Source organism: Paenibacillus cremeus, assembly GCF_007786445.1.
Lineage (GTDB): Bacteria > Bacillota > Bacilli > Paenibacillales > NBRC-103111 > Paenibacillus_G > Paenibacillus_G cremeus.
The window spans coordinates 85,889-103,579 of sequence record NZ_VNJI01000007.1 but is presented as its reverse complement, the minus strand read 5'-3'; the positions used below and the strand labels follow the sequence as shown (position 1 = coordinate 103,579).

The 17,691-nt window shown below is 49.3% G+C and carries 18 protein-coding genes; all 18 read left to right on the top strand.

Going from position 1 to position 17,691, the window contains the following annotated elements; all coding sequences use genetic code 11:
• The first annotated feature begins 36 nt into the window (after positions 1-36).
• Positions 37-879: a spore cortex-lytic enzyme gene (gene sleB / locus FPZ49_RS07595; RefSeq protein ID WP_144845168.1), complete on the top strand. Its 843-nt coding sequence runs from the start codon at positions 37-39 to the stop codon at positions 877-879.
• 167 nt (positions 880-1,046) lie between these two features.
• The gene (yfmF, locus tag FPZ49_RS07590) at positions 1,047-2,351 is read left to right on the top strand and encodes an EF-P 5-aminopentanol modification-associated protein YfmF (protein ID WP_144845166.1); all 1,305 of its coding nucleotides are present in this window, start codon (positions 1,047-1,049) and stop codon (positions 2,349-2,351) included.
• A 1-nt stretch (position 2,352) separates the two neighbouring features.
• Positions 2,353-3,636: an EF-P 5-aminopentanol modification-associated protein YfmH gene (yfmH, locus tag FPZ49_RS07585; protein ID WP_144845164.1), complete on the top strand. Its 1,284-nt coding sequence runs from the start codon at positions 2,353-2,355 to the stop codon at positions 3,634-3,636.
• A gap of 9 nt (positions 3,637-3,645) precedes the next feature.
• Positions 3,646-4,392, top strand: a complete 747-nt coding sequence (gene ymfI / locus FPZ49_RS07580) for an elongation factor P 5-aminopentanone reductase (protein ID WP_144845162.1) — start codon at positions 3,646-3,648, stop codon at positions 4,390-4,392.
• 75 nt (positions 4,393-4,467) lie between these two features.
• Entirely contained in the window at positions 4,468-4,722 is a 255-nt protein-coding gene (locus FPZ49_RS07575; protein WP_144845160.1) for a DUF3243 domain-containing protein, read from the top strand.
• A 147-nt stretch (positions 4,723-4,869) separates the two neighbouring features.
• The gene (locus FPZ49_RS07570; protein ID WP_144845158.1) at positions 4,870-5,706 is read left to right on the top strand and encodes a hypothetical protein; all 837 of its coding nucleotides are present in this window, start codon (positions 4,870-4,872) and stop codon (positions 5,704-5,706) included.
• An 85-nt stretch (positions 5,707-5,791) separates the two neighbouring features.
• Complete coding sequence (locus tag FPZ49_RS07565; RefSeq protein WP_144845156.1) at positions 5,792-6,577, top strand: DUF3388 domain-containing protein; 786 nt, start codon at positions 5,792-5,794, stop codon at positions 6,575-6,577.
• A 66-nt stretch (positions 6,578-6,643) separates the two neighbouring features.
• Positions 6,644-7,495, top strand: a complete 852-nt coding sequence (locus FPZ49_RS07560; protein WP_144845154.1) for a helix-turn-helix domain-containing protein — start codon at positions 6,644-6,646, stop codon at positions 7,493-7,495.
• Positions 7,496-7,590: 95 nt separating this feature from the next.
• Positions 7,591-8,082 carry a YajQ family cyclic di-GMP-binding protein gene (locus FPZ49_RS07555; RefSeq protein ID WP_144845152.1) on the top strand — a complete coding sequence of 164 codons (492 nt, stop codon included), beginning with the start codon at positions 7,591-7,593 and terminating at the stop codon, positions 8,080-8,082.
• A gap of 138 nt (positions 8,083-8,220) precedes the next feature.
• Positions 8,221-9,549 (top strand): 30S ribosomal protein S12 methylthiotransferase RimO, encoded by a 1,329-nt coding sequence (gene rimO, locus FPZ49_RS07550; protein WP_144845150.1) that lies wholly within the window; start codon positions 8,221-8,223, stop codon positions 9,547-9,549.
• The gene (gene pgsA / locus FPZ49_RS07545; RefSeq protein ID WP_144845148.1) at positions 9,546-10,133 is read left to right on the top strand and encodes a CDP-diacylglycerol--glycerol-3-phosphate 3-phosphatidyltransferase; all 588 of its coding nucleotides are present in this window, start codon (positions 9,546-9,548) and stop codon (positions 10,131-10,133) included. Before rimO ends, pgsA begins: the two co-directional genes overlap by 4 nt.
• 54 nt (positions 10,134-10,187) lie before the next feature.
• Entirely contained in the window at positions 10,188-11,435 is a 1,248-nt protein-coding gene (locus FPZ49_RS07540) for a competence/damage-inducible protein A (protein WP_144845146.1), read from the top strand.
• 185 nt (positions 11,436-11,620) lie between these two features.
• Positions 11,621-12,670, top strand: coding sequence for a recombinase RecA (gene recA, locus FPZ49_RS07535; protein WP_144845144.1), 1,050 nt, complete (start codon positions 11,621-11,623; stop codon positions 12,668-12,670).
• Between the two features lie 102 nt (positions 12,671-12,772).
• Positions 12,773-13,471: a RecX family transcriptional regulator gene (locus tag FPZ49_RS07530; RefSeq protein WP_261381307.1), complete on the top strand. Its 699-nt coding sequence runs from the start codon at positions 12,773-12,775 to the stop codon at positions 13,469-13,471.
• Between the two features lie 217 nt (positions 13,472-13,688).
• Positions 13,689-15,233, top strand: a complete 1,545-nt coding sequence (gene rny / locus FPZ49_RS07525; protein ID WP_144845140.1) for a ribonuclease Y — start codon at positions 13,689-13,691, stop codon at positions 15,231-15,233.
• 84 nt (positions 15,234-15,317) lie between these two features.
• Positions 15,318-16,112, top strand: coding sequence for a TIGR00282 family metallophosphoesterase (locus FPZ49_RS07520; protein ID WP_144845139.1), 795 nt, complete (start codon positions 15,318-15,320; stop codon positions 16,110-16,112).
• A 136-nt stretch (positions 16,113-16,248) separates the two neighbouring features.
• The gene (locus FPZ49_RS07515) at positions 16,249-16,509 is read left to right on the top strand and encodes a stage V sporulation protein S (protein ID WP_006286829.1); all 261 of its coding nucleotides are present in this window, start codon (positions 16,249-16,251) and stop codon (positions 16,507-16,509) included.
• 166 nt (positions 16,510-16,675) lie between these two features.
• On the top strand, positions 16,676-17,614 hold the full coding sequence (locus tag FPZ49_RS07510) for a dipeptidase (RefSeq protein ID WP_144845137.1): 939 nt from the start codon (positions 16,676-16,678) through the stop codon (positions 17,612-17,614).
• The last annotated feature ends 77 nt before the right edge of the window (positions 17,615-17,691 follow it).

The following is a 17,691-nucleotide window of genomic DNA, read 5'->3' as shown; positions in this document are numbered from 1 at the left end:
AGCCGATACGATGGCGAGAAAGGTGAGTAGTCGCGAATGAATAAACGACTGGTCGTGATCACGGTATGTATGGTCTTGGTTTTATTTGCCGGGCTGGAGCTCAAGCATCGCATGAATACGGAGCGTACCTTCAGCGATAAAGAGATTCGCTATGGTGCCAGCAGTACCGCCGATGTATATGAGCTTCAAGGGCGCTTAAAGTATCTGGGCTTTTATAATGGAAACGTCGACGGCGATTTTGGCTACCAAACATTAAAATCGCTCAAATGGTTTCAATCCGAATTCGGCCTGACGGTGGATGGTATTGTTGGCGATAAGACGAAGGTAAAGCTGTGGGAAGCAACGAAGGATTGGAAGGCGAAAGCATCGGATTTGCCTCCTTGGGTCACTGGATCCGCTAATGCGCCTCAAGCTGGCAGCGCTAGCGGTGGAGGCGGTGGAGGAGCTGCAACTGGCGGTGGAGGTGGCAGCAGCACAGTCACGACGGAAAGTGCGGGCATGACGCCCAACACGAAGCTTGGCTTGTCCCAACAGGATATAAACCTGATGGCAAACGCCGTAAACGGTGAAGCCCGGGGTGAGCCTTTCATCGGCCAAGTCGCAGTGGCGGCTGTCATCCTGAACCGCGTCAAATCGCCAAGCTTCCCGAATACCGTCTCCGGTGTCATTTTTCAGCCGGGTGCGTTTACTGCTGTAGCGGACGGGCAAATTTGGCTCACGCCCAATGAATCCTCGAAAAAAGCGGTTATGGAAGCTGTCAACGGCTCGGACCCGAGCGGTGGCTGCATCTACTATTTCAACCCGGAGACGGCGACCTCCGCATGGATTTGGAGCCGTCCGCAGGTGAAGCAAATCGGTAAACATATTTTTTGTAAATAAGGCATTGGATAGAAGTGACCGGTACTTAAGTATGCCTGTCTAGCGCTGGCTTGGCGGGCATGCTGCGTAGGTTGCTTCTTCTGTTTATGTAGGAATATAATGGAATTGGGCTGAAGGCTTTCAATTGAAGAGTCTGAAAACATTCAGCCGTAGGGATGTGCACGATTATGAAGGGAGTTGTTTCATCCTTGAAGCAAATTCAATTTGAACGAGGCACTTCGCGCGGCATCCGTGTGCATGTGCTTCCCACCGAGCAATTCAAAACATTTGCCATCTCGGCATACATCGGCTGCCCGCTGCAAGAAGACACCGTGACATCCACGGCGCTCATCCCCTTTGTGCTCAGGAGAGGCAGTAAGACATACCCGGAAACCAAGCAGTTCCGTGAACGGTTGGATGATTTGTACGGAGCGGGCTTTGGGTTCGATATTTACAAGCGCGGCGACTACCAGATGCTGCAGTTCCGTATGGATGTCATCCAGGATGCGTTTGTGTCCAGCAGCGAATCGCTATTGGAGCAGGCGATCCAGTTCCTAGGCGAAGCGGTTACGCAGCCGGCGCTGGAGGGTACAGCCTTTTATAAGAAGTATGTAGATTCGGAAAAAGCGACGCTGCAGAAGCGGCTTGAGGCCATTATTAATGATAAAATTCGGTACGCAGCCGAGCGTTGTGTCGAGGAAATGTGCAGCGATGAGCCTTACAGGCTCCATCCGTTAGGCAAAATATCCGATCTGCAAGCCATTACAGCGGACGGACTGATGAACCGGTACAAGCAATTCATGCAGAGTGCACCGATCGACATATACGTGGTGGGTCATACCAGCCTGGAGCAGGTATTGCCGCTGATTGAGCGTTACTTCCAGATCGACAATGGCTCCGCCGCCTCCTACACCAGAAAACCGGAGCACCGCCAAGTGGCCCAGATTAAAGAAGTGGTAGAACGGCTGGACGTTAATCAAGGAAAGCTCAATATGGGACTTCGGGTAGACACATCGTATGGTGATGAATCTTATCCTGCGGCACTGATGTACAACGGCATTTTAGGCGGGTATCCGCATTCCAAGCTGTTCACCAATGTGCGGGAGAAGGCCAGTCTCGCGTACTACGCTTCCTCGAGGCTCGATGGACATAAGGGAATTTTGACGATCCAGTCCGGGATAGAGATTGGCAACTATGTGAAGGCCGTCAACATTATCAAAGAGCAGCTTCAAGCGATGGAAGACGGACAAATCAGCGATACTGAGCTGCAGCAAACCCAAGCGATGATTACTGCGCATCTGCGCGAGCTTCAGGATTCGGCGTTTGAGCTTATTGCGTTTGATTTTAACAACATTCTTTCAGGGGCTGAGCGTACGGTTCCGGCCTTGATCGATGCAGTGGAGCGGATTGACAAGCCGCGCATACAAGAAATGGCGAAGTATGTGAAGCTGGATACTGTTTATTTTTTACGCGACAAAAAGGGGGAAGCATAGCATGCAAGTCGTCCCTTATCCACACGTTAGAGAGACACTCTATACGGAGCAGCTCCCAAACGGGTTAAGCGTCTTTATTCTTCCGAAGGAAGGATTTCAAAAAACCTACGCTACCTTTTCCACTAAATACGGCTCGATCGACAATCATTTTCAGGTGGAGGGGGGCGAAGAAAAGAAAGTGCCAGACGGCATTGCGCACTTCCTGGAGCACAAAATGTTCGAGGAGCCGACGGGAGACATTTTCTCCGTGTTTGCAGCCCAAGGAGCATCCGCTAACGCCTTCACTAGCTTTGATCGCACAGCCTACTTGTTCTCGGCTACAGGTCAAATTAAAGAAAATTTAACAACGTTAATCAACTTCGTTCAAAATCCTTATTTCACCGATGCAAACGTCGAGAAGGAAAAAGGCATTATCGGGCAAGAGATCAAGATGTATGAGGATAATCCCGACTGGCGGTCGTATTTTGGATTGATCGAGACGATGTATCACACGCATCCTGTCCATATTGATATTGCAGGAACTATAGCATCCATCACCGAGATTACGAAAGAGATGCTGTACGATTGCTACCATACCTTTTATCATCCAAGCAATATGAGCTTATTCGTGGTTGGGGGAGTGAATCCCGAGGAGATCATGGAGCTCGTTCGGCAAAATCAGGCAGGCAAAAACTATCCGCCGCAGGGCAAAATTGAACGTTACTTTGATGCGGAGCCGCCAACGGTAAAAGCCCCGCTAAAGCACACGGTTTTACCTGTATCTCTGCCAAAATGCTTGTTCGGATGCAAAGAGCCTGGACAGCCGCTGCGAGGCAACGAGATGCTGAAGCGGGAGCTCGCGATGAAGGTGCTGCTGGATATTTTGCTTAGCCCAAGCTCGGCTATTTATCAGAAGCTGTATGATGAGCAGCTCATCTCCGACTCGTTCGGCTCGGAATATAACATTGCTGAAGGCTATGCATTTTCCGTCATCGGCGGGGATACGAAAGATCCGGATCAGATGATGGCTAGAATACAGGAAGAGATCGATAAAGTAAAAGCGACAGGCGTTGCGGCGGCGGATTTTGAACGAAGCAAAAAGAAAAAAATCGGCGCCTTTTTGCGGCAATTGAACTCACCTGAGTCCATTGCGAACGAATTCACAAAGCTCCGCTTCAAGGGCATCGATTTGTTCGATATTTTGCCTATCTATGAGAGCATAACGATTGAAGATGTGAACGAGCGTCTGCGCCAGCATTTCGATTGGAAGCAAAAAGCGGTTTCGCTTGTAGCCAGTAAGGAGTAGTGAATTTCAGTGAAATCTTTTACCCAGCAAACGGTGCTCATCACAGGGGCGAGCCGCGGCATCGGCGCCGCGATCGCCCGCCGTTTCTCGGCGGTCGGCATGAATGTGGTCATCCACTATCTTCAATCCCATGAAGCAGCCAATGAAACGGCTCGAAGCTGCATGAGCCACGGCTCCCGCGTGTTAACGGTTACCGCTGATCTTCGCTCCCGCGAGCAAATCATCCGTATGCAAGAAAAGCTTGCGCATCATGACATGATTCCTGATATTTTAGTTAATAATGCAGGCGTTTCGCATTACGGCATGCTTTCGGATATTACCGAAGAGCAGTGGGATGACATAATGAGCATTAATTTGAAAGGCACGTTTCTTTCCACGCAGCAGTTTATGCAGCCGATGATCACGAATAAATACGGGCGTATCATTAACGTTTCCTCCATTTGGGGGATCTCAGGCGCATCCTGTGAAGTGGCTTATTCCACCGCTAAAGGCGGTATCAATGCGTTTACCAAGGCATTAGCGAAAGAGCTGGCGCCTTCCGGTGTAACCGTGAATGCGGTGGCACCGGGTGCAGTTGACACCTTAATGATGGCGGGCTTCGACGAGCAGGAAAAGCAGGCGATCGAAAATGATATTCCCGCGGGCCGTTTTGCGCAACCGGATGAAATCGCTTCACTCGTTTATTTTTTGGCGCTGCCTGAATCCGGATATATTACCGGACAAATCATCAGTCCGAACGGCGGCTGGCTCACTTAAAGCTGAATAATGTGACCTCCTTTTGCGAAGATTATTTTTGTACTAACCATATCTTCTTCGAGGAGGAATTACAGCATGGCTACTGTTTTGAAGGCTTTCGATCGTTGGAAGGAGTTTTTGGGTGAGCGTGTCGAACAAGCGGAGAAAGTCGGAATGAGTGAAGAGACGATCTCCAATCTAGCCTTCCAAATCGGCGAATTTTTGTCTGACAAAGTGGACCCGGAGAACAAAGAAGAACGCGCAATTAAGGAGCTCTGGGATGTGTGCGACGAAAGTGAGCGGAGAGTCTTGGCAGGCGCCATGGTGAAGCTGGCCAAAGCCAACAGCTAAATCTTATCGAACGAATAAAGCCTTCCTTGGACAGCGGTCATTGGCAATCAGGATGAAACCGCGCCTCAAGGGAGGCTTTTCCTGACTTTATCTGCTATAATAATGGGGACATTGCGGTGTAAAGCAGAAAGAGGTTGGGATCGATTCATGAAATGGGTTAAAGGTGTTCTTAGCTGTGCCCTAGTTATTATGACATTGACTGGCTGCGGGAAAAATATCCCGGTCATCGATGCGTCACTGCTTCAAAGCAAAACGTCCGTTTTGGTCGTAACAGGAGCCGATTTACCGGACGCTGCCAAAAAATCATTGGACTCCACGTTAGTAGCCTGGCGGGATAAGAACCATATCTCCTTCGAGTGGATGCAAAATACATCTGCGTTAACTGAAGCACAAATCGACAAGATCAAATCCGTACCTTATGATTATGTATTGGTCGTAGGCCATGCATTGATTCAGGCGGCCCTGCCGGCAGCTGAACAATCACCTGAGCGCAAATGGGTTTTGATTGACGATGCGGTAGCCAGACAGCAAGTTCAAGTTAAGAGCAACAATGTACTGTGGAAGCAAGTGCCGGAGGCGCGGTTTCAGGCGGAGTGGGATGAATGGGTGCGCCAACAGCTCGTATCGGGCCGGACTATCGAATGGGTGACCAAGACCGGCTATCCGATTCCATCGGAGTGGGCGCCGTCCGAGGAAGGGGAGTACGTTTCGATGGCTGATGCCGATGGCTGGTATCCTCAGTTCCAATTCCAAGTCCGACAGCACGGACCTAACTGGATTGCAGTGTATGCCCCCTTGGATGCGACCGTCTTAAATCGAATGAAATCACTGCAAGTTCCGATTATGAATATCGCGGCAACCGGCATCGAGCTGCAATGGGATGCGATTTTAGCCGGGCAGCTGGATACGATGGAGAAGCATAGCTGGAAGCCTGGTATTCAGCCGTTTCCGGACAATGAAATGAAAATATTGAAGAATTCATAACTTTTCCCCCATGAACGGGAGGATTTTATCGAATATTGTAGAATATTTCCTATTCACTTACATTACCAGAACGGAGATCAACCAAATGATAACGGAACAAAACAACAATGAAATAAAACAATGGTATATGGAATATAGAATTCATAAGAACCGTCCAGGACTTTTGGGCGATATGGCCTCTCTGATGGGGATGCTGGATATCAACATCGTCATGATTAACGGGGTGGAGGATCGTACCCGTGGACTGCTTTTGCAAACCAATGATGAAGAAAAAATTGAATTAATGGGTAAAATGTTGAAAAAAGTGGATAATATAACTATAACCGCTTTACGTCCTCCGAAGCTGGTGGACATTTTGGCTGTTCGCCATGGGCGATACATTGAACGTGATTCGGACGATCACAAGACGTTTCGCTTCACGCGCGACGAGCTTGGTCTGCTGGTCGATTTCCTTGGCGAGCTGTTTAAGAAGGAAGGCAACCGTGTCGTTGGATTGCGTGGTATGCCGCGCGTCGGTAAGACCGAGTCGATCATTGCTGGAAGCGTATGCTCCAATAAGCGCTGGACGTTTGTGTCTTCCACGCTGCTTAGACAAACCGTTCGCAGCCAGCTGTCCGAGGATGAGATGAATCCGAACAATGTGTTTATTATCGATGGGATCGTTTCTACCCTGCGCTCCAACGAGAAGCATCATATGCTTTTGCAGGAAATTATGGCTATGCCGTCGACCAAGGTCATTGAGCATCCGGATATTTTTATCCGTGAATCCCAATACACTTACGATGATTTCGATGCCATTGTGGAGCTGCGTACGACACCCGACGAAGAGATTACATATGAAACGTTTACCAGCGGGTTTGACGAATACTGATTGGCCGAGCCAACGGTTATCTGGTTAATAGAATACTCCGATTTGAACCGGAAGGGGTGACACTACTTGTCCGAGCTTGGTTTGCTGCTAAGAAAAGCAAGGATGGAGAGGAAAATTTCTCTAGACGACTTGCAGGAAACAACGAAAATACGAAAGCGGTACCTTGAAGCGATAGAGGATGGAAACTATAAGGTTTTGCCAGGCAATTTTTATGTCCGTGCGTTTATTAAAAGCTACTCTGAAGCGGTCGGCTTAGATCCTAATGAAGTGCTTCGTTTATACCAAAATGTGATTCCTGCACCGGAGCCGGAGCAAATCGAGCCAATCCGCAGCAAGCGCACCACCCGGAATACCGAACGGTTTGGGAAATGGGCTTCCAATGTGATGATGATTTCCTTCGTTGTGCTCATTCTGGGGATCATCTATTACTACTTAAACCTGAACTATGCAGGCGGAGCGAACAATTCGGTGAAGGATCAGCCTAAGAAGCTGACGGATAAGATTGAGCCTGCTGCCCAAGCCCCGGTGGCGAGCGGAGGAACAACACCAGCCGCGTTAGCGGATAAAAAGCCTGACCCGGTGCCTACGCCCACGCCAGCACCTATAACAGAGGTGAAGCTGGTCAAAAGCGAACGGGGCACGGATTATTACACCGTCTCGAATGCGAAGTCGCTGAAGATCGAGATGAAAATATCAGGCGATTCTTGCTGGATCGAGCTGGACTCCCTAGGAGACAAGCGAGAGATGGTTGAGCAAGGTACATACATGAATGGAAACGGCAAGACCTGGGAGCTGACGAACGCGGCTTACATGATTTTTGGTAAAGCGAACGCGGCCGAGCTTTCAATCAATGGCACACCGGTGGTCGTTGGAGATGCTCCGAACGTGAAGAAGCTGCAGATCGAATTTGCGAAGTAATAACTTTATCTGAAAGACACTGGATGCTTTGTGCAGAAGGTGTCTTTTTTGATACAATAAGCTGTATATTGTTGGATAGGAAAGGAAGTGCGGATATGAGCAGTGAAAGTTCATTTGATATTGTGTCCAAGCTGGACCTGCAAGAGCTGAACAACGCGATTAACCAAGCCGAGAAGGAAATCGCAACCCGATTTGATTTTAAAGGAAGCAAGAGCAGCGTCAAGCTGGAGAAAGAAGAGCTGGTGGTCGTTTCCGATGATGATTTCAAGCTCCAGAACGTGCTCGACATTTTGCAATCGAAGATGGCGAAGCGGGGCATCTCGCTGAAAAATCTCGAATACGGCAAAGTGGAATCCGCCGCTTTAAGCACCGTCCGCCAGCGGATCAAGGTGAAGCAAGGCATTGATCAGGATAACGGGAAGAAAATAAACGTGCTGATCCGTGACTCCAAGCTGAAGGTGAAAAGCCAAATTCAAGGCGATCAAATTCGCGTAACCGGCAAAAGCAAGGATGACCTGCAGCAGGTGATTGCTCTGCTTCGCAAAGCTGATTTATCGGTTGAATTGCAATTTATTAACTTCAGATAGAGAATATAGCAGTCGAACTCCTTTGCAGATTATTGGATTTGTAGGGGGGTTCTTTCTTTTGACACTGTTCACAGCGTTATATTATACTTGTTACAAACCGTATTGGGCATTAGGTATAAATCGTTTGGAGGATATTACATGACAGAGAAAGTGAAAGTGGTTACCCTAGGATGTGAGAAGAATCTTGTCGATTCGGAAATCATGTCTGGTCTCGTCCACGAGCGCGGGTATACTTTGGTATCGGAGAAGGAAGAAGCAACCATCATTATTGTGAATACATGCGGATTCATCGACGCGGCCAAGGAAGAGTCGGTGAACACGATTCTCGATATGGCAGATCTCAAGGAAACGGCGAATCTCAAGGCGCTCATCGTATCCGGGTGTTTGACGCAGCGGTATAAGAAAGAATTGATGGAAGAAATGCCGGAAATCGACGGGATTGTCGGGACGGGCGATTTTGACAAAATCAATGACATCATTGATGAGGCTCTTAAAGGCCGCAAACCGGTGATGGTAGGCAATCCAGTGTTTAACTACGAGAAGAAGCTGCCGAGAAGAATGGCGACGCCGCGGTATACCGCCTACGTCAAAATTGCTGAAGGCTGTGACAACGCCTGTACGTTCTGCAGCATTCCGATTATGCGCGGCAAGTTCCGCAGCCGGAGTGTTGAGTCGATCTTGGATGAAGTACAGCAGCTCGCATCCCAAGGGGTGAGAGAGATTAGCTTAATCGCCCAAGATTCCACGAATTACGGGACCGATCTATACGATAAGTTTATGCTGCCGACGCTGATGAACAAGGTGAGCGAAGTGCCGGGTATTGAGTGGGTGCGTCTGCATTATGCATACCCTGGCTTCTTTACGGACGAGCTGATCGATGTGATGGCGAACAACCCTAAAGTGTGCAAATACGTCGATATGCCGCTGCAGCACAGCGAAGACAGCATTTTGAAGCGGATGCGTCGTCCAGGACGTCAACGTGATGCGCGTGAGCTGATTGCTAAGATTCGTGCGCGGATTCCAGGCGTATCGCTGCGGACCTCCTTGATCGTAGGCTTTCCAGGCGAGACTGAACAAGATTTCGAGAACCTGAAGCAGTTTGTAAGTGAGATCGGGTTTGACCGCTTGGGCGTATTCACGTACTCGAAGGAAGAGGACACGCCTGCGTCCCGTTTGCCAGATCAAGTGCCAGATGACGTGAAAGAGTACCGTCAGAACGTGCTCATGGAAGTACAGCGCGAGATCGCTAATGAGCGTAACGGTCATCGGATCGGTCAAGTGATTGATGTTTTGATTGAGAAGTATGACGGTCGAAACGACATTTATGTAGGCCGTTCGCAATATGATGCCCCTGAGATTGACGGGGAAGTTTTTGTAGGGGGTAAACAGCTGAAAATTGGCGAGATCGCCAAAGTGCGCATTACGCATTCCTTCGAATTCGATCTATCGGGGGAGGTCGTCGCATGAATCTGGCCAACCGGATCACATTGGCAAGAATCTTTCTAGTACCGATCATTATGTTTTTCTTGCTCGTCAATGTGAAAACTCCTAATATCCGGATCGAGCAATTCTCGATTACCTACAACCAGATTATTGCAGCCCTGATCTTTATTATTGCCGCCAGTACCGATAGCTTGGACGGTTACATTGCACGGAAACGAAAGCTTGTCACGAATTTGGGCAAGCTTTTGGATCCCCTTGCGGACAAACTGCTGGTTTCAGCAGTTTTGGTCTCGCTGGTGGAGATGGACAAGCTGGATGCTTGGATCGCGATTGTAATCATCAGCCGGGAGTTTGCCGTAACCGGACTGCGCCAAATTGCTTTGCTCGAGGGCCGCGTCGTGGCTGCTAGCAAATGGGGCAAATGGAAGACCGCCGCGCAAATTACGGCGATTATCGCGCTGCTGCTCAATAACTTTCCGTTTGAGTTCGTCGGCTTCCGGTTTGATATTTTTGCAAGCTGGATTGCGGCGATCATTACGATGTACTCCGGTTTCGATTACTATATGAAAAATAAAGACGTCATTAACTGGAATGAGCAAAAACAGTAGGTTGCACCTATTGTTTTTTTGTTCTTAGATCATGCACTCGGAGGGGATATGGGGATGAGAGCGGAAATTATCGCGGTCGGCACGGAGCTGCTGATGGGCCAAATTGTCAACACGAATGCGCAATACATATCGAGCGGCTTGGCGGACATAGGTGTAGGGGTATACTTTCAAACCGTGGTAGGGGATAATCCGGAGCGGATTAAAGAGTCGCTTCGAATTGCCAAATCTAGGGCAGATGTCATTATTTGTACCGGCGGGCTTGGTCCGACGCAGGATGATTTGACAAAAGATGTGCTGGTCGAGCTTATCGGACAGCAACTCATCCTTCATGAGCCTTCGATGAACAAAATCGAAGAGCTGTTCCGTAAGCGCGGCGTGCCTATGGTGGAAAGCAACGCGCGGCAGGCGCTGATGCCAGAGCACAGCGACCCGCTGGCGAACGACACCGGGCTTGCCGTTGGAGTAGCGCTTACGCACGAGGGCACGCATTATTTGCTGCTGCCGGGTCCGCCTAAAGAGATGAAGCCGATGTTCGACCGCTACGCGAAGGCGTGGATCGCATCCAAGATGGATGCCGTTGAACCACTCTTTTCGGTGATGCTGAAGTTTGCAGGGATTGGCGAATCCCAGCTGGAGCATTCACTGATTGACCTGATCGGCGCCCAGACGGATCCAACCATTGCGCCTTATGCCAAAGAAGGGGAAGTGGCCATCCGGCTCACGACCAGGGCACGAAACGAGGTTGAAGCGCAAGCTAAGCTTCAGCCGCTGGAGTCGGAAATTCGCAGCCGAGTTGGCGATCATATTTATGCGGCTCAGGACATCACGCTGGAGCAGGCGGTGCTGCAATTGCTATCGGAGCAAGGTAAGTCATTGTCGGTGGCTGAGAGCTGCACAGGCGGGCTTCTGAGCGATCTGCTGACGAATGTCCCTGGCAGTTCAGCGTCGTTTGCCGGCGGGATCATCTGCTATACGAATGCAGTCAAGCATAAGCTGCTCGGCTTGTCGATGGAGCTGCTGGAAGGGCCAGGGGCACCGGGGGCCGTCAGTGAGGAAGCGGCCAGGCTGCTCGCCGAAAATGTACTTCAGATCACAGGTGCCGATTATGGCGTTTCGATTACAGGCGTAGCCGGTCCCGGAGAATCGGAGGGCAAGCCGGTCGGAACCGTATTCGTCGGCGTAGCAGAGCGTAATGGCGAGACCGTTGTCCGCCAGACACAGCAGTCGGGCAACCGCGAGACGATCAAGCTGCGAGCCGCCAAGAGCGCGCTCTACCAGCTGTGGAGAAAGCTCAAATCATAGCTTGCGAATTGCTAGAGAATAGAATATAATAGGAAATACGGAAGCACCGTAACAAGTTCAAACACTTTGTTACGGTTTTTATTTGGCCACACATGCGAATATATGTTCGAAAAAAAGCTTGGCAAGCGAACAAAAAGCGGTTATGATGAGAGTATGAAATTATTGAGAAAAGGGAAGTGAGTCCTTTGGCAGATCGTAAAGCGGCATTAGAAGCAGCTCTTCGCCAAATTGAGAAGCAATTTGGGAAGGGATCGATTATGAAATTAGGTGAATCTACCCATATGCAGGTAGAGACTATTCCTAGCGGATCGCTAGCACTTGATATAGCACTTGGAATCGGCGGATTTCCGCGCGGTAGAATTATTGAAGTATACGGACCGGAATCGTCCGGTAAGACGACGGTAGCCCTTCATGCGATTGCTGAAGTACAGAAGGCTGGCGGCACGGCGGCTTTCATCGACGCGGAGCATGCGCTGGATCCACTGTACGCTAGCAAGCTTGGCATTAACATCGACGAACTGCTGCTTTCCCAGCCGGATACAGGCGAGCAGGCGCTCGAAATCGCAGAAGCGCTCGTACGCAGCGGTGCTGTCGACATTCTGGTCATCGACTCCGTTGCCGCACTGGTACCGAGGGCGGAGATCGAAGGGGAGATGGGCGACTCTCACGTAGGTCTGCAAGCACGACTGATGTCGCAAGCGCTGCGTAAGCTTTCCGGTGCGATCAATAAGTCGAAGGTCATCGCGATCTTTATCAACCAGCTTCGTGAGAAGGTGGGCGTGATGTTCGGGAATCCAGAGACGACACCGGGCGGCCGCGCGCTCAAGTTTTATTCCTCGATCCGCCTGGATGTCCGTCGTGTTGAGACAATCAAGCAAGGTAACGATATGATCGGTAACCGTACCCGAATTAAAGTCGTGAAGAACAAGGTAGCGCCTCCGTTCAAGCAAGCGGATGTCGATATCATGTACGGTGAAGGGATCTCCAAAGAAGGCAGCCTTGTCGACATTGCCACTGAGATGGATATTATTCAAAAGAGCGGCGCATGGTACTCTTTCAATAATGACCGGCTTGGGCAAGGGCGCGAGAATGCCAAGCAATTTTTGAAAGAAAATCCTTCGCTTGCGGATATCATTGAGAAGCAAATCCGCGAAAACAGCAACCTGATCGTCGCTGTGGGACCGAATACGGACGATGAGGAAGAAGAGAACGACCTGTTAGCTTCGTTTGAGTAATTAGACAGCAGCCGCGGCATGATCGCTTAGCGGCAGGGTATGCGGGCACCTTTACTACATAAAGGTGCCCTTGTTGTTTTTTTTTGTGGAGGAGTGCTGCACGTGACCGAGCAATGGCAAGATCAGAAGGGCATGATCACGAAGGTGGAACGACAGCAGCGGCTGAAGCACCGCTACAACATTTTCATCGATGAGTGCTTTGCGTTTTCTGTACACGAGGACATCCTGATCAGGCACAGATTATTTAAAGGAGAGTACTTGGAGGAGACCCAGCTGCAACAAATTTTGTACGCTGAGGAGGTTCAGAAGGCCTATGTGGACGCGCTTCGCCTTCTATCCAGCAGACTTCGCTCAGAGCAGGAGATGCGGGCTAGACTGAAGCAAAAAGGATTTTCGCCTGAGATCATCAAGGTCACTTTAGAGCGTCTGGACCGGGAGCACTATTTGGACGATACCCTGTTCGCCGAGCAGCTCACCAAGCAGCGGCTGGAGTCGCAGAAGAAAGGGCGGCATTGGATCAAGCAGGAGCTTCAGCAGCGGGGGATTAACAAAGAAACCATACATAGTACGATGGAGCAGGTAAATGAGGAAACGGAGTTTCGGATGGCGTATGCGCTTGCGGAGAAACGATACGCAGGTGAGCTGCGCAAGGATGCATCCAAAGCGCGGCGAAAAATCGCAGCTTTCCTTGCAAGAAGAGGCTATCCCGGAGGCATTGTAAGCCGAGTACTCAGCCAATTGCCGGCTGAATCCGACACGGAAGAGGACTGGGACGAGCTGGAGATGCTAGTAGAGGACTAAATTAGGAAACAGAACACCTTGACAAGCTTCTTCGTCAAAAGCTAAAATGATCATGTATATTCATTATACACAGAATCATTCCAAACGATTTACCCGGAACGATTCACAAAGTAAAATCGCCAATTTTTACTTTTTCTAGCGCTTAAAATTAGGATGACAAATCAACCCATTCAAATCCCAAGCAACCCTTGGAGGATTCAACGAGGAGGTGAACTGGATGCTAAACACAGCTATCTGGGTCGTGATCGTTCTCGTTGTTGGTGTACTATGCTTAGGGATTGGTTATTTTATCCGCAAGTCCCTTGCAGAGGCGAAGATCTCTAGTGCTGAGCAAGCTGCCGAGCAGATTAAAGAAGGTGCGCGCAAGGAGGCAGAAGCACTGAAGAAAGAAGCGGTTCTCGAAGCGAAAGATGAAATTCATAAGCTCCGAACCGAAGCTGAAAAAGACATTCGTGATCGTCGAAACGAAACACAACGACAAGAGAGACGATTGTTGCAAAAAGAGGAGTCGCTGGATAAAAAATTAGAATCTCTGGAGAAAAAAGAAGAGCAGGTTGCCAACAAAGAGAAACGGATCGAAGAAACACAAGCGCAAATTGATCAGATCTACAAAGATCAAGTTGCCGAATTGGAACGGATTTCTGCGTTGACAATGGAGGATGCTAAACAAATCATTTTGTCCAATGTCGAGCAAGAGGTTCGCCACGAAACCGCTCAATTGATTAAAGAAATTGAACAGCAAGCCAAAGAAGAAGGCGACAAGAAGGCTAGAGAGGTTATTACGCTGGCCATCCAAAGATGTGCCGCCGATCATGTGGCTGAAACGACGGTGTCCGTCGTAGCGCTTCCAAATGAGGAAATGAAGGGTCGCATTATCGGTCGTGAGGGCCGCAATATCCGTGCACTGGAGACACTGACGGGTATTGATCTGATTATTGACGATACTCCTGAAGCGGTCATCTTGTCCGGGTTTGACCCGATCCGTAGGGAAATTGCCCGTACATCGCTGGAGAAATTGGTTGCTGATGGACGTATTCATCCGGCTCGCATTGAAGAGATGGTGGAGAAATCCCGCAAGGAAGTGGATGAACGGATTCGAGAATACGGGGAGCAAGCTACGTTTGAAACCGGTGTTCACGGTCTGCATCCGGATCTGATCAAGATTTTAGGTCGTTTGAAATTCCGTACAAGCTACGGTCAGAACGTACTGAAGCATTCCATGGAGGTTGCTTACCTCGCTGGACTGATGGCAGGAGAGCTCGGAGAAGACGTGACATTGGCGAAACGTGCCGGACTTCTTCATGACATCGGTAAAGCACTCGATCACGAAGTCGAAGGTTCCCACGTGGAGATCGGCGTAGAGATCGGGAAGAAGTACAAGGAGCATCCAGTGGTTATCAACAGTATCGCTTCGCATCATGGCGATTGTGAGGCTACCTCCGTTATCGCGATGCTGGTCGGCGCAGCGGATGCATTGTCTGCAGCTAGACCGGGCGCTCGACGCGAAACGCTGGAAACCTATATTAAGCGGTTGGAGAAGCTTGAGGATATCTCCGAATCATTTGAAGGCGTGGAGAAGTCGTACGCTATTCAAGCGGGCCGCGAGGTTCGCGTGATGGTTCAGCCAGAGAAGATCGACGATACGGAAGCCTTCCGTTTGGCTCGCGATATCACGAAGAAAATCGAAAATGAGCTCGACTATCCTGGGCACATTAAGGTTACCGTTATTCGTGAAACACGTGCCGTGGAATACGCCAAATAATTGCATAAACCTAGAAGAGAAGTGGCTGAATAAGCCACTTTTCTTTTGCCAAAATAATAACGGAAGAAAAAGGGGGAGAGTCGCATTCGCATCTTATTCATTGGAGATATCGTTGGATCTGTCGGGCGCAAAGCGCTGAAAACGTGTCTGCCTAAGCTAAAAACGAAGTACAATCCGCACTGGATTATCGCTAACGGAGAGAACGCGGCTGCAGGAAGAGGCATCACAGCAGCCATTACGAAGGAACTGTTCGAGCAAGGCGTGCACGGCATTACGATGGGGAACCACACTTGGGATCAGAAAGAAATTTTTGATTTTATTGATAAAGAGGAGCGCATGGTGCGCCCTGCGAATTTTCCAGCCGGAACACCTGGTCGTGGATATACGTACATAAAGGTCAAGGATGCGGAGCTGGCGATCATTAACCTGCAGGGCCGTACCTTTTTACCTCCGCTGGACTGCCCTTTTGAGAAGGCGAATGAGCTGGTGGAGCAGGCAAAGAAGAGAACCAAGTACGTGTTGGTCGATTTTCACGCGGAAGCAACCTCCGAGAAGCTGGCTATGGGCTGGCACTTGGACGGGAAGGTGTCGGCTGTCGTAGGTACGCATACTCACGTACAGACGAACGATGAGCGCGTACTCCCGCAGGGGACGGCTTATGTGACGGATGTCGGGATGGTGGGACCAAGAGACGGCATTCTGGGCATGGAGCGGGTCGCCGTTATGCAGAAATTTAAGACACAGTTGCCAGTCCGTTTTGTCGTCGATGAGGGCAAATGGCATTTTCATGCCGTGTGCATTGATCTGGACACGGCCACAGGTCTTGGGAAAAAAATTCAGCTCATTCGGATGGATGAGGACGGAGTGTTGTTTGAATAACGATAAATAAGGACTAAATTGACGAAAAATTCTAATATTTTAGAAAATACCATCTTCGGACAGAAGGAATTAACCGCAAATTCCTAGAATATGAATAGTACTGGAAGCTATCATCATTCCCGAGGAGGTACTTTTCATGGAAGTATTAAAAGTTTCAGCAAAATCCAACCCAAATTCCGTTGCAGGCGCACTCGCAGGGGTATTGCGGGAACGCGGAGCTGCGGAGCTCCAGGCGATCGGGGCCGGAGCACTGAATCAAGCTATTAAAGCGGTAGCAATCGCACGAGGATTTGTGGCTCCCAGCGGGGTTGATTTGATCTGCATACCAGCATTTACCGATATTGTAATTGACGGGGAAGACCGGACTGCCATAAAGCTGATCGTGGAGCCAAGATAAAGCTCACCTCTTAAGCGATAGCCTTAAACACCTGTTTGCTATATCAACTGATCTTGAGTTCGATTTTGAGCGGATCAGCTTGGATATGGAACAGGTTTTTTTGGTTTTTCGTCGTTTGTACGAATTACGAATGCGAAATCCAAATTCCTGTTTGGAGGTTGAGACGATGAGAATCATTGATGGGCATTGCGACGTGCTGTATAAAATGTTCGAAAATCCCTCCATCAACTATTTCGATCCTTCGGCCGCGCTGGATGCTTCCTATGCAAAAATGATGAAGTCCGGAGTGAAAATTCAATTTTTTGCGATTTATTTGCCTGAGCGTATAACGGCACCTAAATTTGACCATTACTTGGAATATATAAATATTTTTTATCAAAAAATCGTTCGTGATGGCGTTGTCCAGGTGATCAAAAATCGAGATGATTTAGCCTCTGTGATGAGCAGCAACAAGCTTGGGGCGATCCTGACTTTAGAAGGAACAGATGCGCTAGAGGCCAATCCGCTGTATACACGAACGCTGTACCATCTGGGCGTAAGATTCATCGGTGTGACATGGAATTACGGAAATTGGGCGGCGGATGGCATTCTGGAGCCGCGGCAGGGTGGTTTTTCAAGGCGCGGAAAAAGCTTTATTAAAGATTGCGGCGATTTGGGCATCCTACTGGATGCGTCTCATTTATCGGTAGCATCGTTCTGGGATTTGGCCGCGGCTTCCACAAAGTCGTTTGTTGCGACGCATTCGAACGTAAAGTCACTGTGCCCGCACCCAAGAAACCTGGATGACGATCAGATCCGCGAATTGCTTCGCCGGGACGGTCGAATCGGGATTACCTTTGTGCCTCACTTTGTGCATCCAAGCGCGCCGACGATCGATGCTCTGATCGGGCATGTAGATCACATTTGCAGTATGGGAGGAGAGCGTCATATCGTTTTCGGGTCGGATTTTGACGGCATTAGCAGCTGGATTCCCGGACTAGAGCATTCGGGCCAGTATGGGCATCTGGCGGACGCATTGTCCAAAAAGTATTCATCGGAACAGGTAGAACGATTTTTGTACGGAAACTGGCTGTCTTATTTACAGAAAAATCTGCCTATTCACTAAAACTTAACATCTTTTTTTCAGATGCAAGCTTAAGAAATCAATCTCATTTTGGTATGGATTTAATCTAAAATAACTAT